Source organism: Pseudomonas sp. D2002 (assembly GCF_013385735.1).
Taxonomy (GTDB): Bacteria; Pseudomonadota; Gammaproteobacteria; order Pseudomonadales; family Pseudomonadaceae; genus Aquipseudomonas.
In genome coordinates, this window is sequence record NZ_JACAPL010000002.1 from 51,388 (window position 1) to 67,273 (window position 15,886).

Consider the following 15,886-nt stretch of genomic DNA (forward strand, 5'->3'; position numbering starts at 1 on the left):
TTCGTAAGGACGACCCCCATGCCCCCATTGCGCTCCATTCAAACCCGCTACACCGTGTTTCTGGTGCTGTTCGTCCTGGTGCTATTTGTGTTGACCGTCGTGGGCATTGGCCAGTTGGTCGCCCCCACACTCAAACACACCGAAGAACAGGTGGTGCTCAACCGCATCGCCGAAGTGGCCGAACAGATCAAGGGCGAACTCAACAAGGTTCAAGCCCAGCAACGCAGCATCACCCAGACCATCCCGCTGCTCGACAGCGATGCCATCGACAAGGTGCTGCCCGGCCTGGTGGACCAGTATGGCGAACTGAAAGTCTTCGGCGGCGGGATCTGGCCGCTGCCCAACCAGCGCACGCCAGGGCGCAACAAGCACAGCACCTTCTGGCACCGCGATGCCTCGGGCAAGCTGGCGGTCAACACCTTCTGGAACAGTGACGCCGCGCCCAATTATTACGACCAGAGCTGGTACAAAGGCGGTCTCGCCTCGCCACGCGGCCAGTGCGCCTGGGCAGCCGCCTACAAGGACGACGCCAGCCAGGAGCCGCGCACCAACTGCGCCATGGCCATCCAGCGTGACGGTGCGGCCTACGGCGTCGCCACCATCGACGTGACCCTGGGGTTTTTCAATGACCTGGTCGCCAGCAAGGAAAAAGACATCGGCGGGCAGATGCTGATCGTGGAAGGCGACGGCAAGATCATCAGCAACAGCACGCGCATCAGCGGCCCGGTGGTGTTGAAGAACATCAGCGAACTGGCCGGCACCTCGGCCTTCGCCGCGCAGGTCAGCAAAGCCCTCGCCCATCGCGACCAGACGCTGCAACGCAGTGAGTTCGACAACCAGGGCGTGGCCAGCACCTTCTACATGCGCCCGATCGAGGGCACGCCGTGGTTCCTCGCCACCGCCCTGCCCACCTCGCTGATCACCGCCCAGCGCGATGACGTACTCGGCACCCTGGCCATGCTGCAAATCCCCATGGTGTTGCTGCTGGTGCTGTTGGCGTTCTACGCGATTCGCCAGTTGGTGCAGCGCATGAAGTCGCTGAGAACCAACATCGACGCATTGTCGGCCGGCGATGCCGACCTGACACGGCGTATCACCATCCGTGCCGAAGACGAAATGGGCGCCATCGGCCATTCGGTCAACCGCTTTATCATCTACCTGCAAAACATGATCGGTGAAGTGACCCAGGCCACCGGCGCCATGTCGTCGGGGCTTGAGCAGTTGCAGCAGACCTCGGCGCAGACCAACCGGATTCTGGTGCGGCATGCCTCGGAGACGGACCAGACGGTCACCGCCATCACCGAAATGAGCTCGACCGCCGACACCGTTGCGCAAAACGCGGCTGAAACCGCCTCGTTCACCCAGCGCGCCAACGAACACGCCGACCGCTCCCGCGTGGTCGTCGGTGAAGCCTCCAACAGCGTCAGCGCGTTGATCGGCGAAGTGGCCAGCGCCACCCACACCGTGGAAAACATGCGCCAGGACGCTGCGCGCATCACCGAAACCCTCGGCGTGATCGGCGCCATTGCCGGCCAGACCAACCTGCTGGCACTCAACGCCGCGATTGAAGCGGCACGGGCCGGCGAGCAAGGTCGTGGTTTTGCGGTGGTGGCCGATGAAGTCCGGGCGCTGGCGGCACGCACCCAGGCCAGTACCTCGCAGATCAATGAGATGCTCGCGCGCCTGACCACGGGGGTGAGTTCGTCGGTGGCGGCCATGGAAAACACCCAGGCCAGTTGCCAGTCGGCAGCGGATGCCACGGCACGCGTCAACACCGGCCTGGACGAAATGGCCGGTTCGGTCAGCCATATCAACAACCTCAGCACCCAGATCGCCACGGCCGCCGAACAGCAAAGCGCGGTGACCGAGGAAATCAACCGCAGCATGGTGCAGATCCGACATATGGTCGAAGAACTGGTGGAAAGTGGGCATGCCACTGAAACCAATACGCAAAGCCTGTTGGATGCCAATGGCCGGGTGATTGCGTTGATGAGCCGCTTCAAGGTGCGCTGATAAATGCGTGAAACACTCCCGTGCAAAACGCGGGAGTGGGACTATTCTGACAGCTCCTAGTGCAAAGTCTCGCCACACAGGAGGTGTGTCATGCACGCTGTCGAGCATTCGAGCCGCTTGGAGCGGATCAGCCAGGAACGCTTTATCAACGCCCCTATCGAGGTCGTCTACGACTACGTGACCCAGCCCGACCGCTGGCACGAGTGGCACCCCACCTCCCTCAGTGCCGACACCGGCACCACCGGCTCACTCCCGGCCGGCACCCGGTTTACCGAAGTCATCGACCTGCTGGGCGTGCGCGTGCCGATGAGTTATCGCGTGCAGGTTGCCCGCCCCGCGACTGAGTTCAAAACCGTGTTCACCTCCCTGGCCGTAGACGGCTCCATCCACTACTTCTTGCAGGCCCATCGCGGCGGCACGTTGTTCAAACGCGTCTTGACCTACGAAACCGAACTGCAACTCGCCACCTTGCATGAGCGCATGGTCGAGCTGTCGGCCATAGCGCTGGACCAGCTCAAGCACCGCCTGGAAAACACAGCCTTCGTATAATTTAGAAACATTACCGAAACTATGACTCACCTGTGGGAGCTGGCTTGCCTGCGATGACATCGTCATGATCGCCGCCATCTATCGGCTACCTCCTACACGCGAGCCCCCCTATGAAAAACACCGTGCGACTGGCCCTGCTCTCAGCCCTGCTCACCTCCAGCCTGGCCCAGGCTGCCGACCTGATCCCTATCGACGTGCACCGCGACGCCAACTGCGGCTGCTGCAAAAAGTGGATCAGCCACTTGGAAAGCAACGGCTTCAAGGTTAACGACCATGTGGAAGCCGACATGAGCGCCGTCAAGCAGCGTCTGGGCGTGGCACCGCGCCTGGCCTCGTGCCACACCGGTGTGATTGACGGCAAGTTCGTCGAAGGCCACGTACCCGCCGAACAAGTGATGGCTCTGCGCAAGCGCGACGACTTGCTCGGCATCGCGGCACCGGGCATGCCGATGGGTTCGCCAGGCATGGAAATGGACGGAAAAAGCGATGCCTATCAGGTCATCGGCCTGACCCGTGAAGGTAACGACGTGGTGGTGGCCGACTACCCGGCACGTTAATTAATGCTCGCCGGTTACCTGGGGTTATTTTTCGCCGCCTTCGGGGCCGCCACGCTGTTGCCGATGCAATCGGAGGCGGTGCTGGTGGGCTTGCTGATCAGCGGGCATTACAGCCTGTGGGCGCTGCTGACGATTGCCACCTTGGGCAATGTGCTGGGCTCGGTGGTCAATTGGTGGCTGGGGCGCTCGGTTGAGCGCTTCAAGGACCGGCGCTGGTTTCCGGTCAGCCCCCGACACCTGGAAAAAGCCCGCACGCACTACCAGCGCTGGGGGCATTGGTCGTTGTGGCTCAGTTGGGTGCCGATTATCGGCGACCCACTGACGTTGGTGGCGGGCGTCATGCGCGAGCCGTTCTGGCGCTTCCTGCTGATCGTCACCTTGGCCAAAGGGGCTCGATATGCCGTGTTGGCGATGGTGACGGTGAGCCAGTTCGCAGGCGCATAACTCAGTACCGTTGGTCGCTACTGTCAGTTTTGACAGCTATACGCGCCTCCCGCCCGCCGCTTAATTTCCTACTGGTAAGCCGGGCGACATGGACGTTTTCGAGTAGGAACTTTCCGTTTTGATACGTCTTTGAGCTGTGCCTATCGGCCTCCCCCCAATGGTTAATCCTCGATTAATCGTTCGCCAACAGCATCCGATGTTTCACTGCGGAGACACTTCATGCAACCCAAGCGCGCGCTCTATCTCACTCTCTTGTTACTTGCGGCCACCCTCACCGGCTGTGCCAACCAACAGAAAGACACCTACGGCCCCGAGCTGCAGGGTTTCAAATACCCCTACCCAGTCGAGCGGTTCAAATTCTCGTCCCAGGGCCAATCGTTGCAAATGGGTTACATGGACGTGAAACCCACGGGCACGCCGAATGGCCGCAGCATTGTGCTGATGCACGGCAAGAACTTCTGTGCTGCCACCTGGGAGGGCTCGATCAAGGCGCTGAGCAACGCCGGTTACCGCGTGGTAGTGCCAGACCAGATCGGCTTCTGTACCTCCAGCAAGCCGGACCACTACCAGTACAGCTTCCAGCAACTGGCACTCAACACCCACCAACTGCTGGAAAAACTCGGGATTAAAAAGGCCACGCTCCTGGGGCATTCCACCGGCGGCATGCTCGCCACCCGTTACGCCTTGATGTACCCAGCCCAAACCGAACAGCTGGCGATGGTCAACCCCATCGGCCTGGAAGACTGGAAAGCCATCGGCGTGCCCTACCGCACGATCGACCAATGGGCGCAAGCCGACAGTCAATTGACCTACGAAAGCGTGCGTCGCTATCAACAGGCCAACTACTACCTGGGACGCTGGGAGCCTGCGTACGACCGATGGGTAGACATGGTGGTGGGCCTGCACAACGGGTCCGGCAAGCGGGAAGTGGTGTGGAACTCCGCATTGATCTGGGACATGATCTTCACCCAGCCGGTGTACTACGAGTTCAAGGACCTGAAGATGCCGACCCTGCTGATCATCGGCACCTCCGACACCACAGCCCTCAACCGCGACCTGGCGTCAGCGGAAGTCGGGGCGAAAATCGGCAACTATCATGTACTGGGCAAGCAGGTCGCCAAGTTGATTCCGCGCGCAACGCTGGTGGAATTCGCCGACCGTGGCCATTCGCCGCAGATCGAAGACCCTGACCAGTTTCACGCGGCGTTGCTGAAAGGTTTGAAAGCCCTGTAACCCAGCGGGGCGCCAGCGATTTCGCGGCGCCCCGTTAATCCCCGCTTAATCCCCGCGCCACAGCATCCGGGCACTGTTTGCGGAGACTGCCCATGCCACTGATCCGATCACTGTGCGCCGCCAGCCTGCTGGCCAGCTGTGCCCTTCCCGCCTTCGCCGCCACTGAAGGCCCCGCCTACGGCCCCGAGCTGCAAGGCTTCCAATACCCCTACCCGGTCGAACATTTCAACTTTCAGTCCCAGGGCAAAACCCTGCAAATGGGCTATATGGACGTGCCCGCCCAGGGCAAGGCCAACGGGCGCAGCGTGGTGCTGATGCACGGCAAGAACTTCTGCGGCGCCACCTGGGATGACTCGATCAAAGCCCTGAGCAGTGCCGGCTACCGCGTGATCGCGCCGGACCAGATCGGCTTCTGCACCTCCAGCAAGCCGGACCACTACCAGTACAGCTTCCAGCAACTGGCACTCAACACCCACCAACTGCTGGATAAACTCGGCATTCAAAAAGCCACGATTGTCGGCCATTCCACCGGCGGCATGCTCGCCACCCGTTATGCCCTGCTTTACCCGGCGCAGACCGAGCAACTGGCACTGGTCAACCCGATTGGCCTGGAAGATTGGAAGGCGCTGGGCGTGCCGTATCGCAGCGTCGACCAATGGTATGAGCGCGAGCTGAAACTCAGCGCCGAAGGCATTCGCCAATACGAACTCAACACGTATTACGTCGGGCGCTGGAAGCCCGAGTACGACCGTTGGGTCGACATGCTCGCGGGCTTGAACAAAGGCCCAGGGCATACCCAGGTCGCATGGAACTCGGCGTTGATTTACGACATGATCTTCACCCAGCCGGTGTACTACGAGTTCAAGGATTTGCAGATGCCCACCTTGCTGCTGATCGGCACGTCCGACACCACCGCCATCGGCAGCGATATCGCGCCGCCAGCGGTGAAGGCCAAACTTGGCCATTACGATGTGCTGGGCAAGCAAGCGGCCAAGTTGATTCCCCACGCAACCCTGGTGGAGTTCCCCGGCCTTGGGCATGCGCCGCAAATGGAAGAGCCGGCCCGGTTCAATAAAACGCTGTTGCAGGGTTTGAATGCCCTTTAATCCCACCTTTTTCGAGGCACTCGTGAATGTCGGTACAGATTGCAGTCATTGATGATTGGCAGAATGTGGCCAGTGGCGTAGTGGATTGGTCGGTGTTGAACGCAGTGGGCCAGGTGCACTTCCTGCACGATTACCCGGCGGACACCGCAACGATGATCGAGCGTTTGCGCGGCTTCGAGGTGATTTGCGTGATGCGCGAACGCTCCACCTTCGACAAAGCCCTGCTGCAGGGCCTGCCCAACCTCAAGCTGCTGGTAACCGGCGGCATGCGCAATGCGGCCATCGACATTCCTGCCGCCAAGGCCCTGGGCATTCAGGTGTGCGGCACCGACAGCTATAAACAGGCGGCGCCGGAGCTGACCTGGGCGTTGATCATGGCCTCCACCCGCAATTTGCTGGTCGAAGCCAACTCCCTGCGGGACGGCGGATGGCAGGTCGGGCTGGGCGGCGATCTGTATGGCAAGACCCTGGGCATCCTCGGGCTGGGCAGCATTGGCCAGAAAGTCGCGCAGTTTGCCCAGGTGTTCGGCATGCGCGTGATTGCCTGGAGTGAAAACTTAACGCCGCAACGCGCAGCCGAAGCGGGCGTAACCTGGGTCAGCAAGCGTGAGCTGTTCGAACAGGCCGATATCCTCACCGTGCACCTGGTGCTCAGCGACCGCAGCCGCGGCCTGGTGGATGCCGAGGCGTTGGGCTGGATGAAGCCGACGGCACGCTTGGTGAACACGGCACGCGGGCCGATTGTGGATGAACAGGCGCTGGTCTCGGCACTGTCCGAAGGGCGACTGGCGGGGGCGGCGCTGGACGTTTATAGCGAAGAGCCACTGCCGGTTGATCACCCGTTCCGGCGGTTGCCGAATGTGTTGGCCACCCCGCATGTAGGGTATGTGAGCGAGCAGAATTACCGGCAGTTTTATCAGCAAATGATTGAAGATGTTCAGGCCTGGGCCAGCGGCGCGCCCGTTCGCGTGCTGGGCTGATCCTGCGTCGCACCATTTTGTAGCAAGCAGGCTTGCGGTGGGCTGCAGGCCTGTCACAACAGACCTGCAGCCCACAATAACCCCGCCAATCCCCGCAAATCACTGCAAGTTTCAACCTTGCATATCGTTACAAGTTTTTTGTCCTACAAAAATGCCTTGTAAACCCTACAGGCTCTGGAATCTGTCCTAGACTCATGACCGATGGGTCCGTTCCAAAACAAAAACCCCGCAAAAAATCTAAACTTTCCAACTCTGCCATAGGTCCAGTTTTTAAGGGAGGCGAGCGCACGCGGTTCACACCAAATGCCCGTCCATCCAATCTTTTTTAGCAATGGGTGCAACTGGCATACGCCTTGCCAGTTTGTACAGTGCTTGTGCGCCTGGCCGCAGGATGCGGTCATCGGAGCTAATGGCAGCGGGCCATTAGCCGACCAGATATGTGGGAGAGAACTATGATCAGTGCCGCAGTAGATACTCAGGGAGAGCGTTTTAGTCAGCCGGCAGGGGGACCGACTTCGTTGGTCGACCTGCCCAACACTGTGCGGCCGATCGTGAGTCAGAACCCTAATCGAAAGAAAGTCTTGTTTGTGACCTCCGAATTCGCCGATCTGGTAAAGACCGGTGGCCTGGGCGACGTGTCCGCTGCCCTGCCCCGCGCCATGGCGCATTTGCATGATGTGCGCGTACTGATCCCCGGCTACCCGCAGGTGATGGAGAGCGATAACCCGATCCACATCATCGGCGAACTGGGTGGCCACGCGGCGCTGCCGCCGTGCAAGATCGGGCGCATGGACCTCAAGGACGGCCTGGTCATCTATGTACTGATCTGCCCCGAGCTCTACGAGCGCGAAGGCACGCCTTACGGCGCCAACAACGGCCGCGACTGGCCCGACAACCATATTCGTTTCGCCCGCCTGGGCCTGGCCGCCGCCGACATGGCTGCCAACCTCGCGCAGATTCACTGGTGCCCGGACCTGGTGCACGCCCACGACTGGCCCGCTGGCCTGGCCCCGGCGTACATGCACTGGCGTGGTTCACGCACGCCCACCCTGTTCACCATTCATAACCTGGCCTATCAAGGCGTGGTCAGCCTGGCCTCCACGCCGGAGCTGGGCATTCCGCCACATGCCTTGCAACAAGAGGGCATGGAGTTCTACGGCAAGATGTCGTTCCTCAAGGCCGGCATGGCGTATTCCAGCCATATCACCACGGTGAGCGCTACCTACGCCCAGGAAATCACCACGCCGGAATTCGGCTGCGGCCTGGATGGCTTCCTGGCCAGCAAGACCCAGCAAGGCCTGCTCAGTGGCATACCCAACGGTATCGACGAAAGCTGGGAAACCTCCACCGACACGCACCTGACCCACAACTTCAATATCGGCGATTGGGAAGGCAAAGCCGTAAACGCCGCCCATGTCCGCGAGCTGTTCGGCCTGCATGATTCAACCGGCCCACTGTTCGCCGTGGTGTCGCGCCTGGTCTATCAAAAAGGCCTGGACCTGACCGAAGCGGTCAGCAGCTTTATCGTCGAAAACGGCGGCCAGATTGCGATTATCGGCCGCGGTGAGCCAGAAGAAGAAAACGCCATGCGTGAGCTCGCCCTGCGCTTCCCCGGCCAGGTCGGCGTGCGCATTGGCTTCAATGAAACCGATGCGCGCCGCATGTTCGCTGGCAGTGACTTCCTGCTGATGCCTTCGCGTTACGAACCCTGCGGCCTGAGCCAGATGTATGCCCAGCGCTTCGGTTCGTTGCCGGTGGCGCGTAATACCGGCGGGCTGGCCGACACCATCGAAAATGGCGTCACCGGGTTCCTGTTCAATGAATCCACGGTCGAAAGCTACAAAGAGGCATTGAGCCGCGCGTTCCGCGTGTTTGCCAATAAAGGCTTGCTCAACGCCATGCGCAGCCGCTCCATGACCCAACCCTTCAACTGGTGCCAGGCGGTGGAACCCTACGCCGAACTGTACGAACAACTGGTCGCTAAAGCACTGGGGAAATCCGCTAAATAATCAAGGGAGGGCTTCATAGATGCCGTCACGGACTCTGGAAACCTGGCCCCACGGCGCAATCATGCTGGACGCGCAACACACGCGTTTTGCCTTGTGGGCGCCAGACGCGTTTTATGTCAGCGTTGAATTGGAAGACGGCAAATCCATCGCCATGCTGCCCCAGGCAGAAGGCTGGTTTGAGATAGAGATAAAGTGCCCGGCGGGCACTCGCTACCGCTACAACATCGACGGCGAAATGGATGTACCCGACCCGGCGTCCAGGGCCCAGGCCCTGGACGTGCATGGTTGGAGCGTGGTCGTCGACCCACTCGCCTATCAATGGCGACACTGCACCTGGCAAGGTCGCCCCTGGCATGAAGCCGTGATCTATGAGCTGCATGTTGGCGTACTGGGTGGCTACGCTGCGGTTGAACAACAACTGCCACGCCTGGCTGAGCTGGGTATTACTGCGATTGAACTGATGCCATTGGCGCAATTCCCCGGCGAGCGCAATTGGGGTTACGACGGCGTTCTGCCCTACGCGCCGCAATCCTCCTACGGCACGCCCGAACAACTCAAACAGCTGATCGACAGCGCCCACGAGCACGGTTTGGCGGTGATCCTCGACGTGGTCTACAACCACTTCGGCCCCGACGGCAATTACCTCGGCCAATACGCCCAGGGCTTCTTTCAGGAAGACGTGCACACGCCGTGGGGCGCCGGGATTGATTTTGATCGGCGTGAAGTGCGGGATTTCTTTCTCGATAACGCACTCATGTGGCTGCTGGAATACCGCTTCGACGGCCTGCGCCTGGACGCGGTGCACGCCATCGACAACCCGGGGTTCCTCAAAGAACTGGCACACCGGGTACGCCAACAGGTGGACACCGGTCGTCACGTATGGCTGATGCTGGAAAACGAACTCAACCAGGCCAGCCTGCTGACGCATGATTTCGATGCGCAGTGGAACGACGACTTCCATAACGTCTTGCATGTGCTGCTGACCGGCGAGACCGACGCCTATTACAGCGACTTCGCCGAAAATCCGACAGACAAGCTCGCACGCTGCCTGAGCGAAGGTTTCATCTATCAAGGCCACACCACCCGCCATGGCCATGAGCGCGGCGAACCCAGCGGCGACTTGCCACCCAGCGCCTTTGTGGCGTTTTTGCAGAACCACGACCAGATCGGCAACCGCGCCCTGGGCGAGCGCCTGCATCAATTGTGCTCGCCCCAGGCGCTCAAAGCGGCCACCACGTTATTGCTGATGTCGCCGATGATCCCGCTGATGTTTATGGGCGACGAGGTCAACGCCGTAGAGCCGTTTCTGTTCTTTACCGACCACCACGGCGAACTGGCCGAAGCCGTGCGCGAAGGCCGGCGCAACGAGTTCGCCGACTTTGCGGCGTTCAAAGACCCGGAGCGGCGCGAACATATCCCCGACCCGAATGCCCTGCCGACCTTTCTGCAATCGGCACCCGGCTTTGCCGAGAACACCCACAGCCAGTTTTACCGGCACCTGCTGAGCTTGCGTCACCTGCATGTCGTGCCGCACCTGCCCGGCAGCGTGGCGCTGGGCGCACAGGTACTGGCTGACGGCGCCGTCACCGCGCGCTGGCGCCTGGGCAACGGCAGCGTGTTGCAGATTGACCTGAACCTTGGCGACACGCCGCTGGACCACCCCGCGCCGACGCACCTGCTATTCGAGACGCCTGCCACGGACGAGGCGCACTTGGCGCCGTTCAGCGCACGCGTCGCCCTATTCCCTGTTGGAGAGCACCTTTGAGCGAAGCGAACCTGGAAATACTCGCCAGCCGCGCGGGCCTGGCCGTCGATTGGATCGACGCAAACGGCCGCCCGCAACATGTGAAACCCGACGCCCTGCGTGCCGTTCTCAAAGGCCTGGGCCACCCGGCCGATACCGACGCCGAAATCGATGCCAGCCTGCGCGAACTGGAGCAGGTGCAACAAGACAAACACTTGCCACCGTTGATGACCGTCGACACCGGCGAAGGCCTCGACCTGGCACGCTACTTCGCCGCAGACACGCCGTGCCGGGTCAGCCTGGAAGACGGTGAAACCCTGGAGTTGCGCCTCGACGGCGACGGCGTGCTGCCCGGCATTATTGCGCTGGGTTACCACCAGGTGCACATCGACGACCAGACGTTCACCCTGGCCGTGGCGCCCACGCACTGCTACAGCGTGGCCGAAGCCGTGGACAGCCAACCGGCGCGCGCCTGGGGCCTGAGTGCCCAGTTGTATGCGCTGCGCCGCCTGGGTGACGGCGGTTTTGGCGACACCCAAGCCCTGGAACACCTGGCACGCTCCGCCGCCGAGCGCGGCGCCGATGCCTTGGCCATCAGCCCGATGCACGCGATGTTCAGTGCCGACACCGAGCGTTACAGCCCCTATTCGCCTTCCAGCCGTTTGTTTCTGAATAGCCTGTACGCCTCGCCCGCCTGCATCCTCGGCGAGCGCGAAGTGCGCAACGCGATTGACGCCCTCGGGCTGGCGGATGAATTGCACACACTGGAGCAACACACGCTGATCGACTGGCCGGCCGCGGCCAAGGCCAAGCAGCGCCTGTTGCGTGCCTTGTACGAAGACTTCCGCCACGGCCAGCACCCCCAGCATGCCGACTTCCTGAGCTTCCGCCAGGCCGGCGGCGAAGCCCTGGAAAACCACTGCCGCTTCGAAGCCGTACAAGCCGTGCGCGCCGCTGCCGGGGAAGACCTCGACTGGCGTCACTGGCCCGAAGCCTGGCGCAGCCCGCAGAGCCCGGCGCTGGTGGAGTTTGCCGCAGAACACACGGAAGAAATCGGCTTTTACGCCTTCAGCCAGTGGCTGATCGCGCGCTGCCTGGAACGCGCGCAACAAGCCGCGCGGGGCAGCGGCATGGGCGTCGGCCTGATCGCCGACCTGGCCGTTGGCGCCGACGGCGGCGGCAGCCAGGCCTGGAGCCGCCAGGATGAATTGCTCGCCAACCTCACGGTGGGCGCGCCGCCGGATATTCTCAACCGCGCCGGTCAAGGCTGGGGCATCTCGGCGTTTTCCCCTGAAGGTCTCAAACGCCATGGTTTCCGCGCCTTCATCGAGATGCTGCGCGCCAACTTCGCCCACGCCGGCGGCTTGCGCATCGACCACGTGATGGGCCTGCAGCGCCTGTGGGTGATCCCCATGGATGCCTCGCCGCGCGAAGGCGCCTACCTGTATTACCCGGTCGACGACATGCTGCGGCTGCTGGCGTTGGAATCCCACCGCCACCAGGCGATTGTGCTGGGTGAAGACCTCGGTACCGTGCCCGACGGCCTGCGCGAAAAACTCAGCGGCCGCTCGATCCTGGGCATGCGTGTGCTGCTGTTCGAACAAGGCCACGATGGCCAGTTCAAGCCGATCCTCGACTGGCCGGACAACGCCCTGGCGACCACCAGCACCCACGATTTGCCGACGCTCAATGGCTGGTGGCACAGCCGCGACATCGAGTGGAACATTCAACTCGGCCTGATTGACGCGCCGACCGTGGAGCAATGGAGCGAGCACCGCCTGCGTGAACGCCAGGCGCTGCGCCAGGCCTTGAGCCAGGACCCGCAAAACTTCGTCGATGAGATCCGCAACGACACCGACCATATGATCGACGCCAGCGTGCGCTACCTCGGCCACACCCGTGCGCCGCTGGTGCTGCTGCCGCTGGAAGACGCGCTGGGCATTGAGGAACAAGCCAACCTGCCCGGCACCACCGACACCCATCCCAACTGGCGTCGCCGCCTGCCGGGCGAGGCTGCCAGCCTGCTCGACAACGCCGGCGCCGCCCGCCGCCTCGAACTGCTGGCCGTCGCGCGCAACCAAGCCCATGAGCGTGACCGATGAAAGACCTGCCCCTGCGCGCGACCCAGCGCCTGCAATTTCATAAAGGCTTCACCCTGGATGACGCGGTGCCGCTGGTGCCGTACTTTGCCCGGTTGGGCATCAGCCACCTGTACGCCTCACCGCTGCTCAGCGCCCGGGCCGGCTCCATGCACGGTTACGACGTGGTCGACCCGACCACCGTCAACCCTGAACTGGGCGGCGAAGCGGCGTTGCGCCGCCTGGTCGCGGCGCTGCGTGAACACGGTATGGGCCTGATCCTGGATATCGTCTCCAACCACATGGCCGTCGGCGGCGCCGATAACCCGTGGTGGCTGGACGTGCTGGAGTGGGGCCGTTTGAGCGCCTACAGCGAGTTTTTCGACATTCAATGGCACTCGCCCGACCCATTGCTCAAGGGCCAACTGCTGATGCCGTTTCTCGGCAGTGACTACGGCGAAGCCCTGCAAACCGGCACGCTGGTGCTGCAGTTCGATGCCGAGCACGGCGCGTTTTACGTCGAGCATTACGAACACCGCTTCCCGATCTGCCCGCGCGATTACGCGCTGATCTTCGGCAACGACGACCTGCTCAGGCCGTTGGCCGATCGTTTCAACGCCCTCGCCTATCAGGACGACGCCTACCACGAAGCGGCGTGGCTCAAGCAGGCGCTGGCCGAACGTGCTACCGAAAGCGACGTACTGCACGCTATTGAGCAGCGCCTTAGCGAGTTCGACGGGCGCCAACCGGAAGGTTTTGCCCGCCTGCATCACTTGCTCGAACAGCAAACTTACCGCCTCGCCAGCTGGCGCACCGCCGCGGACGACATCAACTGGCGGCGCTTCTTCGACGTCAACGAGTTGGGCGGCCTGCGTGTGGAACGCACGGCCGTATTCGAAGCCACCCACGGCAAGATCTTCGAACTGATCAGCGAGGGTCTGGTGGATGGCCTGCGCATCGACCATATCGACGGGCTGGCCGACCCGCGCGGTTACTGCCGCAAGCTGCGCCGTCGCGTGGATTCGCTGGCGCCCGAGCGGCACCTGCCGATCTTCGTGGAGAAAATCCTCGGCGAAGGCGAAACCCTGCGCGAAGACTGGAAAGTCGACGGCACCACGGGCTACGAGTTCATGAACCAGCTGTCACTGCTGCAACATGATCCTCAAGGCTTCGAACCGCTTGCCGAGCTGTGGACCCGCCACAGCGAACGGCCTTCAGCGTTTATCGAAGAAGCCTGGCTGGCGCGCCAGCAAATCCTCAACGGCTCCCTGGCCGGTGACTTTGAAAGCGTGGCCCAAGCCCTGCTGCAAGTGGCCCGCGATGATGTAATGACCCGCGACCTGACCCTGGGCGCTATTCGCCGCGCCTTGCAGGAACTGATCGTGCACTTCCCGGTGTACCGCACCTACATCAGTGCGCGCGGGCGCAGCGAACGCGATGATGTGTTTTTCCTGCAGGCCCTGGCCGGTGCCCGCAGTACCTTGAGCGAAGGCGACTGGCCGGTGCTTGATCACCTGGAAAAATGGCTCGGCGGCCAACCCTGGCGCAATCGCCCAGTCGGCCGTGAACGCAAGATACTCAAGCACGCCTGCGTGCGCTTCCAGCAACTGACCTCGCCCGCCGCCGCCAAGGCCGTGGAAGACACTGCGTTCTATCGCTCGGCGGTGCTGCTGTCGCGTAACGATGTGGGCTTCAGCACCGAGCAGTTCAGTGCCCCCGTGGAAGAATTCCACGCGGTCAATCAACAGCGCTTGCAGACCTTTCCCGACAACCTGCTGGCCACCGCCACCCACGACCACAAACGCGGCGAAGACAGCCGCGCGCGCCTGGCGGTACTCAGCGAATGTGCGCCTTGGTACGCCGAGCAGATCGAACACTGGCGCACCCTCGCGGCACCGTTGCGCGACGACGCCAACAGCCCGTCCGCCGGTGACGAGCTGATCCTTTATCAAGTGCTGCTGGGCAGTTGGCCGTTGGATGCCAACCCGGACTTTCAGGCCTATCAACAGCGCCTGTGGCAGTGGCAACAAAAAGCCCTGCGCGAAGCCAAGCTGCAAAGCAGCTGGAGCGCGCCGAACGAGGCCTATGAGCAAAGCGTCGAGGCCTTCCTCACGCGCCTGCTGCTCAGCGAAGCAGGCAACGCATTGCGCAGTGCCCTGGGCGACGCCGCCCACGCCATCGCGGCGGCCGGCGCGGTCAACAGCCTGGCGCAATCCTTGCTTCGTATCACCGTGCCGGGTGTGCCGGACCTGTACCAGGGCGCTGAGTTCTGGGATTTCAGCCTGGTGGACCCGGATAACCGTCGACCGGTGGATTTCAACGCACGGCAACGCGCGCTGGATGCACCACCGGACGTCGGCGAGCTGTTGTCCCACTGGCGCGACGGGCGTATCAAACAGGCGCTGATTGCTGAGGTTTTAGCCTTGCGCAAGGCTGATCCCGCGCTCTTCCGCAGCGGCAGCTACACACCGCTGGAAGTCATCGGCAAACAGGCCGATCACGTCGTCGCTTTCTGCCGCGAGCATCACGGTAAACGCCTGCTGGTGGTGGTGCCACGCTGGCCTCATCGCCTGCTGGAAAACGGTGAACAGCCCCACATCAATGCGCAGGTTTGGGGCGATACGCGGGTGAAATTACCGTTCGCCGTGACAACACAAAACTGGAAGGGACTTTTTCATACAGGCGCAGTCACACCAAACAAGGAGCTGTTGATCAGCGCTGCCCTGGGGGATTTCCCGGTCAATGTCTTTATCAATCCTGATGATCAAGAAAGCTGAAAATTTTCTGTGAGGAGTTTTGTGATGAGTACTGAAGACAAACGCATTCGCGAGTTGGCGCATCAGATCTGGGAGTCCGAAGGTAAGCCCCACGGGGAGGACGCGCGCCACTGGGAGATGGCACGCAAGCTGGCCGAAGCGGAAGCGCTGACGCCGAGCAAGCCCAAGCCAGCCGCCAAACCCAAGACCGCGCCCAAGCCTGCGCCAAAAGCCAAGCCCCCTGCGCCCGCCGCGAGCAAGCCGGCACCACCGGCAGCGAAAAAACCGGCAGCGCCGAAAAAACCCAAGCCTTAACGCTCTCGACCTCATGGGCCGTCTGCCGACACTGTCGTCAGGCGGTCACTTCACTTTCCATGCGTCAGCTGAACGATCGTCGGCACGGTCGCGCTCGGCCCG

General features: G+C 62.1%; 12 protein-coding genes. All 12 read left to right on the top strand.

The window, feature by feature from the left end; translation table 11 throughout:
- Positions 1–18: 18 nt before the first annotated feature.
- The 12 genes from HX783_RS00595 (at position 19) to HX783_RS00650 (ending at position 15,784) form a co-directional block, all read left to right on the top strand.
- Positions 19–2,013, top strand: a complete 1,995-nt coding sequence (locus HX783_RS00595) for a methyl-accepting chemotaxis protein (protein WP_177015554.1) — start codon at positions 19–21, stop codon at positions 2,011–2,013.
- A gap of 90 nt (positions 2,014–2,103) precedes the next feature.
- Positions 2,104–2,562 (top strand): SRPBCC family protein, encoded by a 459-nt coding sequence (locus HX783_RS00600; RefSeq protein WP_177015555.1) that lies wholly within the window; start codon positions 2,104–2,106, stop codon positions 2,560–2,562.
- Between the two features lie 110 nt (positions 2,563–2,672).
- Positions 2,673–3,119 (top strand): DUF411 domain-containing protein, encoded by a 447-nt coding sequence (locus tag HX783_RS00605; protein ID WP_177015556.1) that lies wholly within the window; start codon positions 2,673–2,675, stop codon positions 3,117–3,119.
- 3 nt (positions 3,120–3,122) lie between these two features.
- Positions 3,123–3,563, top strand: coding sequence for a YqaA family protein (locus HX783_RS00610; protein ID WP_177015557.1), 441 nt, complete (start codon positions 3,123–3,125; stop codon positions 3,561–3,563).
- A gap of 219 nt (positions 3,564–3,782) precedes the next feature.
- A complete protein-coding gene (locus HX783_RS00615) occupies positions 3,783–4,796 on the top strand; it encodes an alpha/beta fold hydrolase (RefSeq protein ID WP_177015558.1) in 1,014 nt (337 codons plus the stop codon).
- Between the two features lie 92 nt (positions 4,797–4,888).
- A complete protein-coding gene (locus HX783_RS00620; RefSeq protein ID WP_159956228.1) occupies positions 4,889–5,902 on the top strand; it encodes an alpha/beta fold hydrolase in 1,014 nt (337 codons plus the stop codon).
- Between the two features lie 26 nt (positions 5,903–5,928).
- Positions 5,929–6,882, top strand: a complete 954-nt coding sequence (locus tag HX783_RS00625; RefSeq protein WP_177015559.1) for a D-2-hydroxyacid dehydrogenase family protein — start codon at positions 5,929–5,931, stop codon at positions 6,880–6,882.
- 452 nt (positions 6,883–7,334) lie between these two features.
- The gene (gene glgA / locus HX783_RS00630) at positions 7,335–8,891 is read left to right on the top strand and encodes a glycogen synthase GlgA (protein WP_159956224.1); all 1,557 of its coding nucleotides are present in this window, start codon (positions 7,335–7,337) and stop codon (positions 8,889–8,891) included.
- 19 nt (positions 8,892–8,910) lie between these two features.
- Positions 8,911–10,656, top strand: a complete 1,746-nt coding sequence (treZ, locus tag HX783_RS00635) for a malto-oligosyltrehalose trehalohydrolase (RefSeq protein WP_177015560.1) — start codon at positions 8,911–8,913, stop codon at positions 10,654–10,656.
- Positions 10,653–12,737: a 4-alpha-glucanotransferase gene (gene malQ, locus HX783_RS00640; RefSeq protein WP_177015561.1), complete on the top strand. Its 2,085-nt coding sequence runs from the start codon at positions 10,653–10,655 to the stop codon at positions 12,735–12,737. Before treZ ends, malQ begins: the two co-directional genes overlap by 4 nt.
- Complete coding sequence (locus HX783_RS00645; protein ID WP_177015562.1) at positions 12,734–15,490, top strand: malto-oligosyltrehalose synthase; 2,757 nt, start codon at positions 12,734–12,736, stop codon at positions 15,488–15,490. Before malQ ends, HX783_RS00645 begins: the two co-directional genes overlap by 4 nt.
- 24 nt (positions 15,491–15,514) lie before the next feature.
- Positions 15,515–15,784 (top strand): DUF2934 domain-containing protein, encoded by a 270-nt coding sequence (locus tag HX783_RS00650; protein WP_159956218.1) that lies wholly within the window; start codon positions 15,515–15,517, stop codon positions 15,782–15,784.
- Positions 15,785–15,886 lie beyond the last annotated feature (102 nt).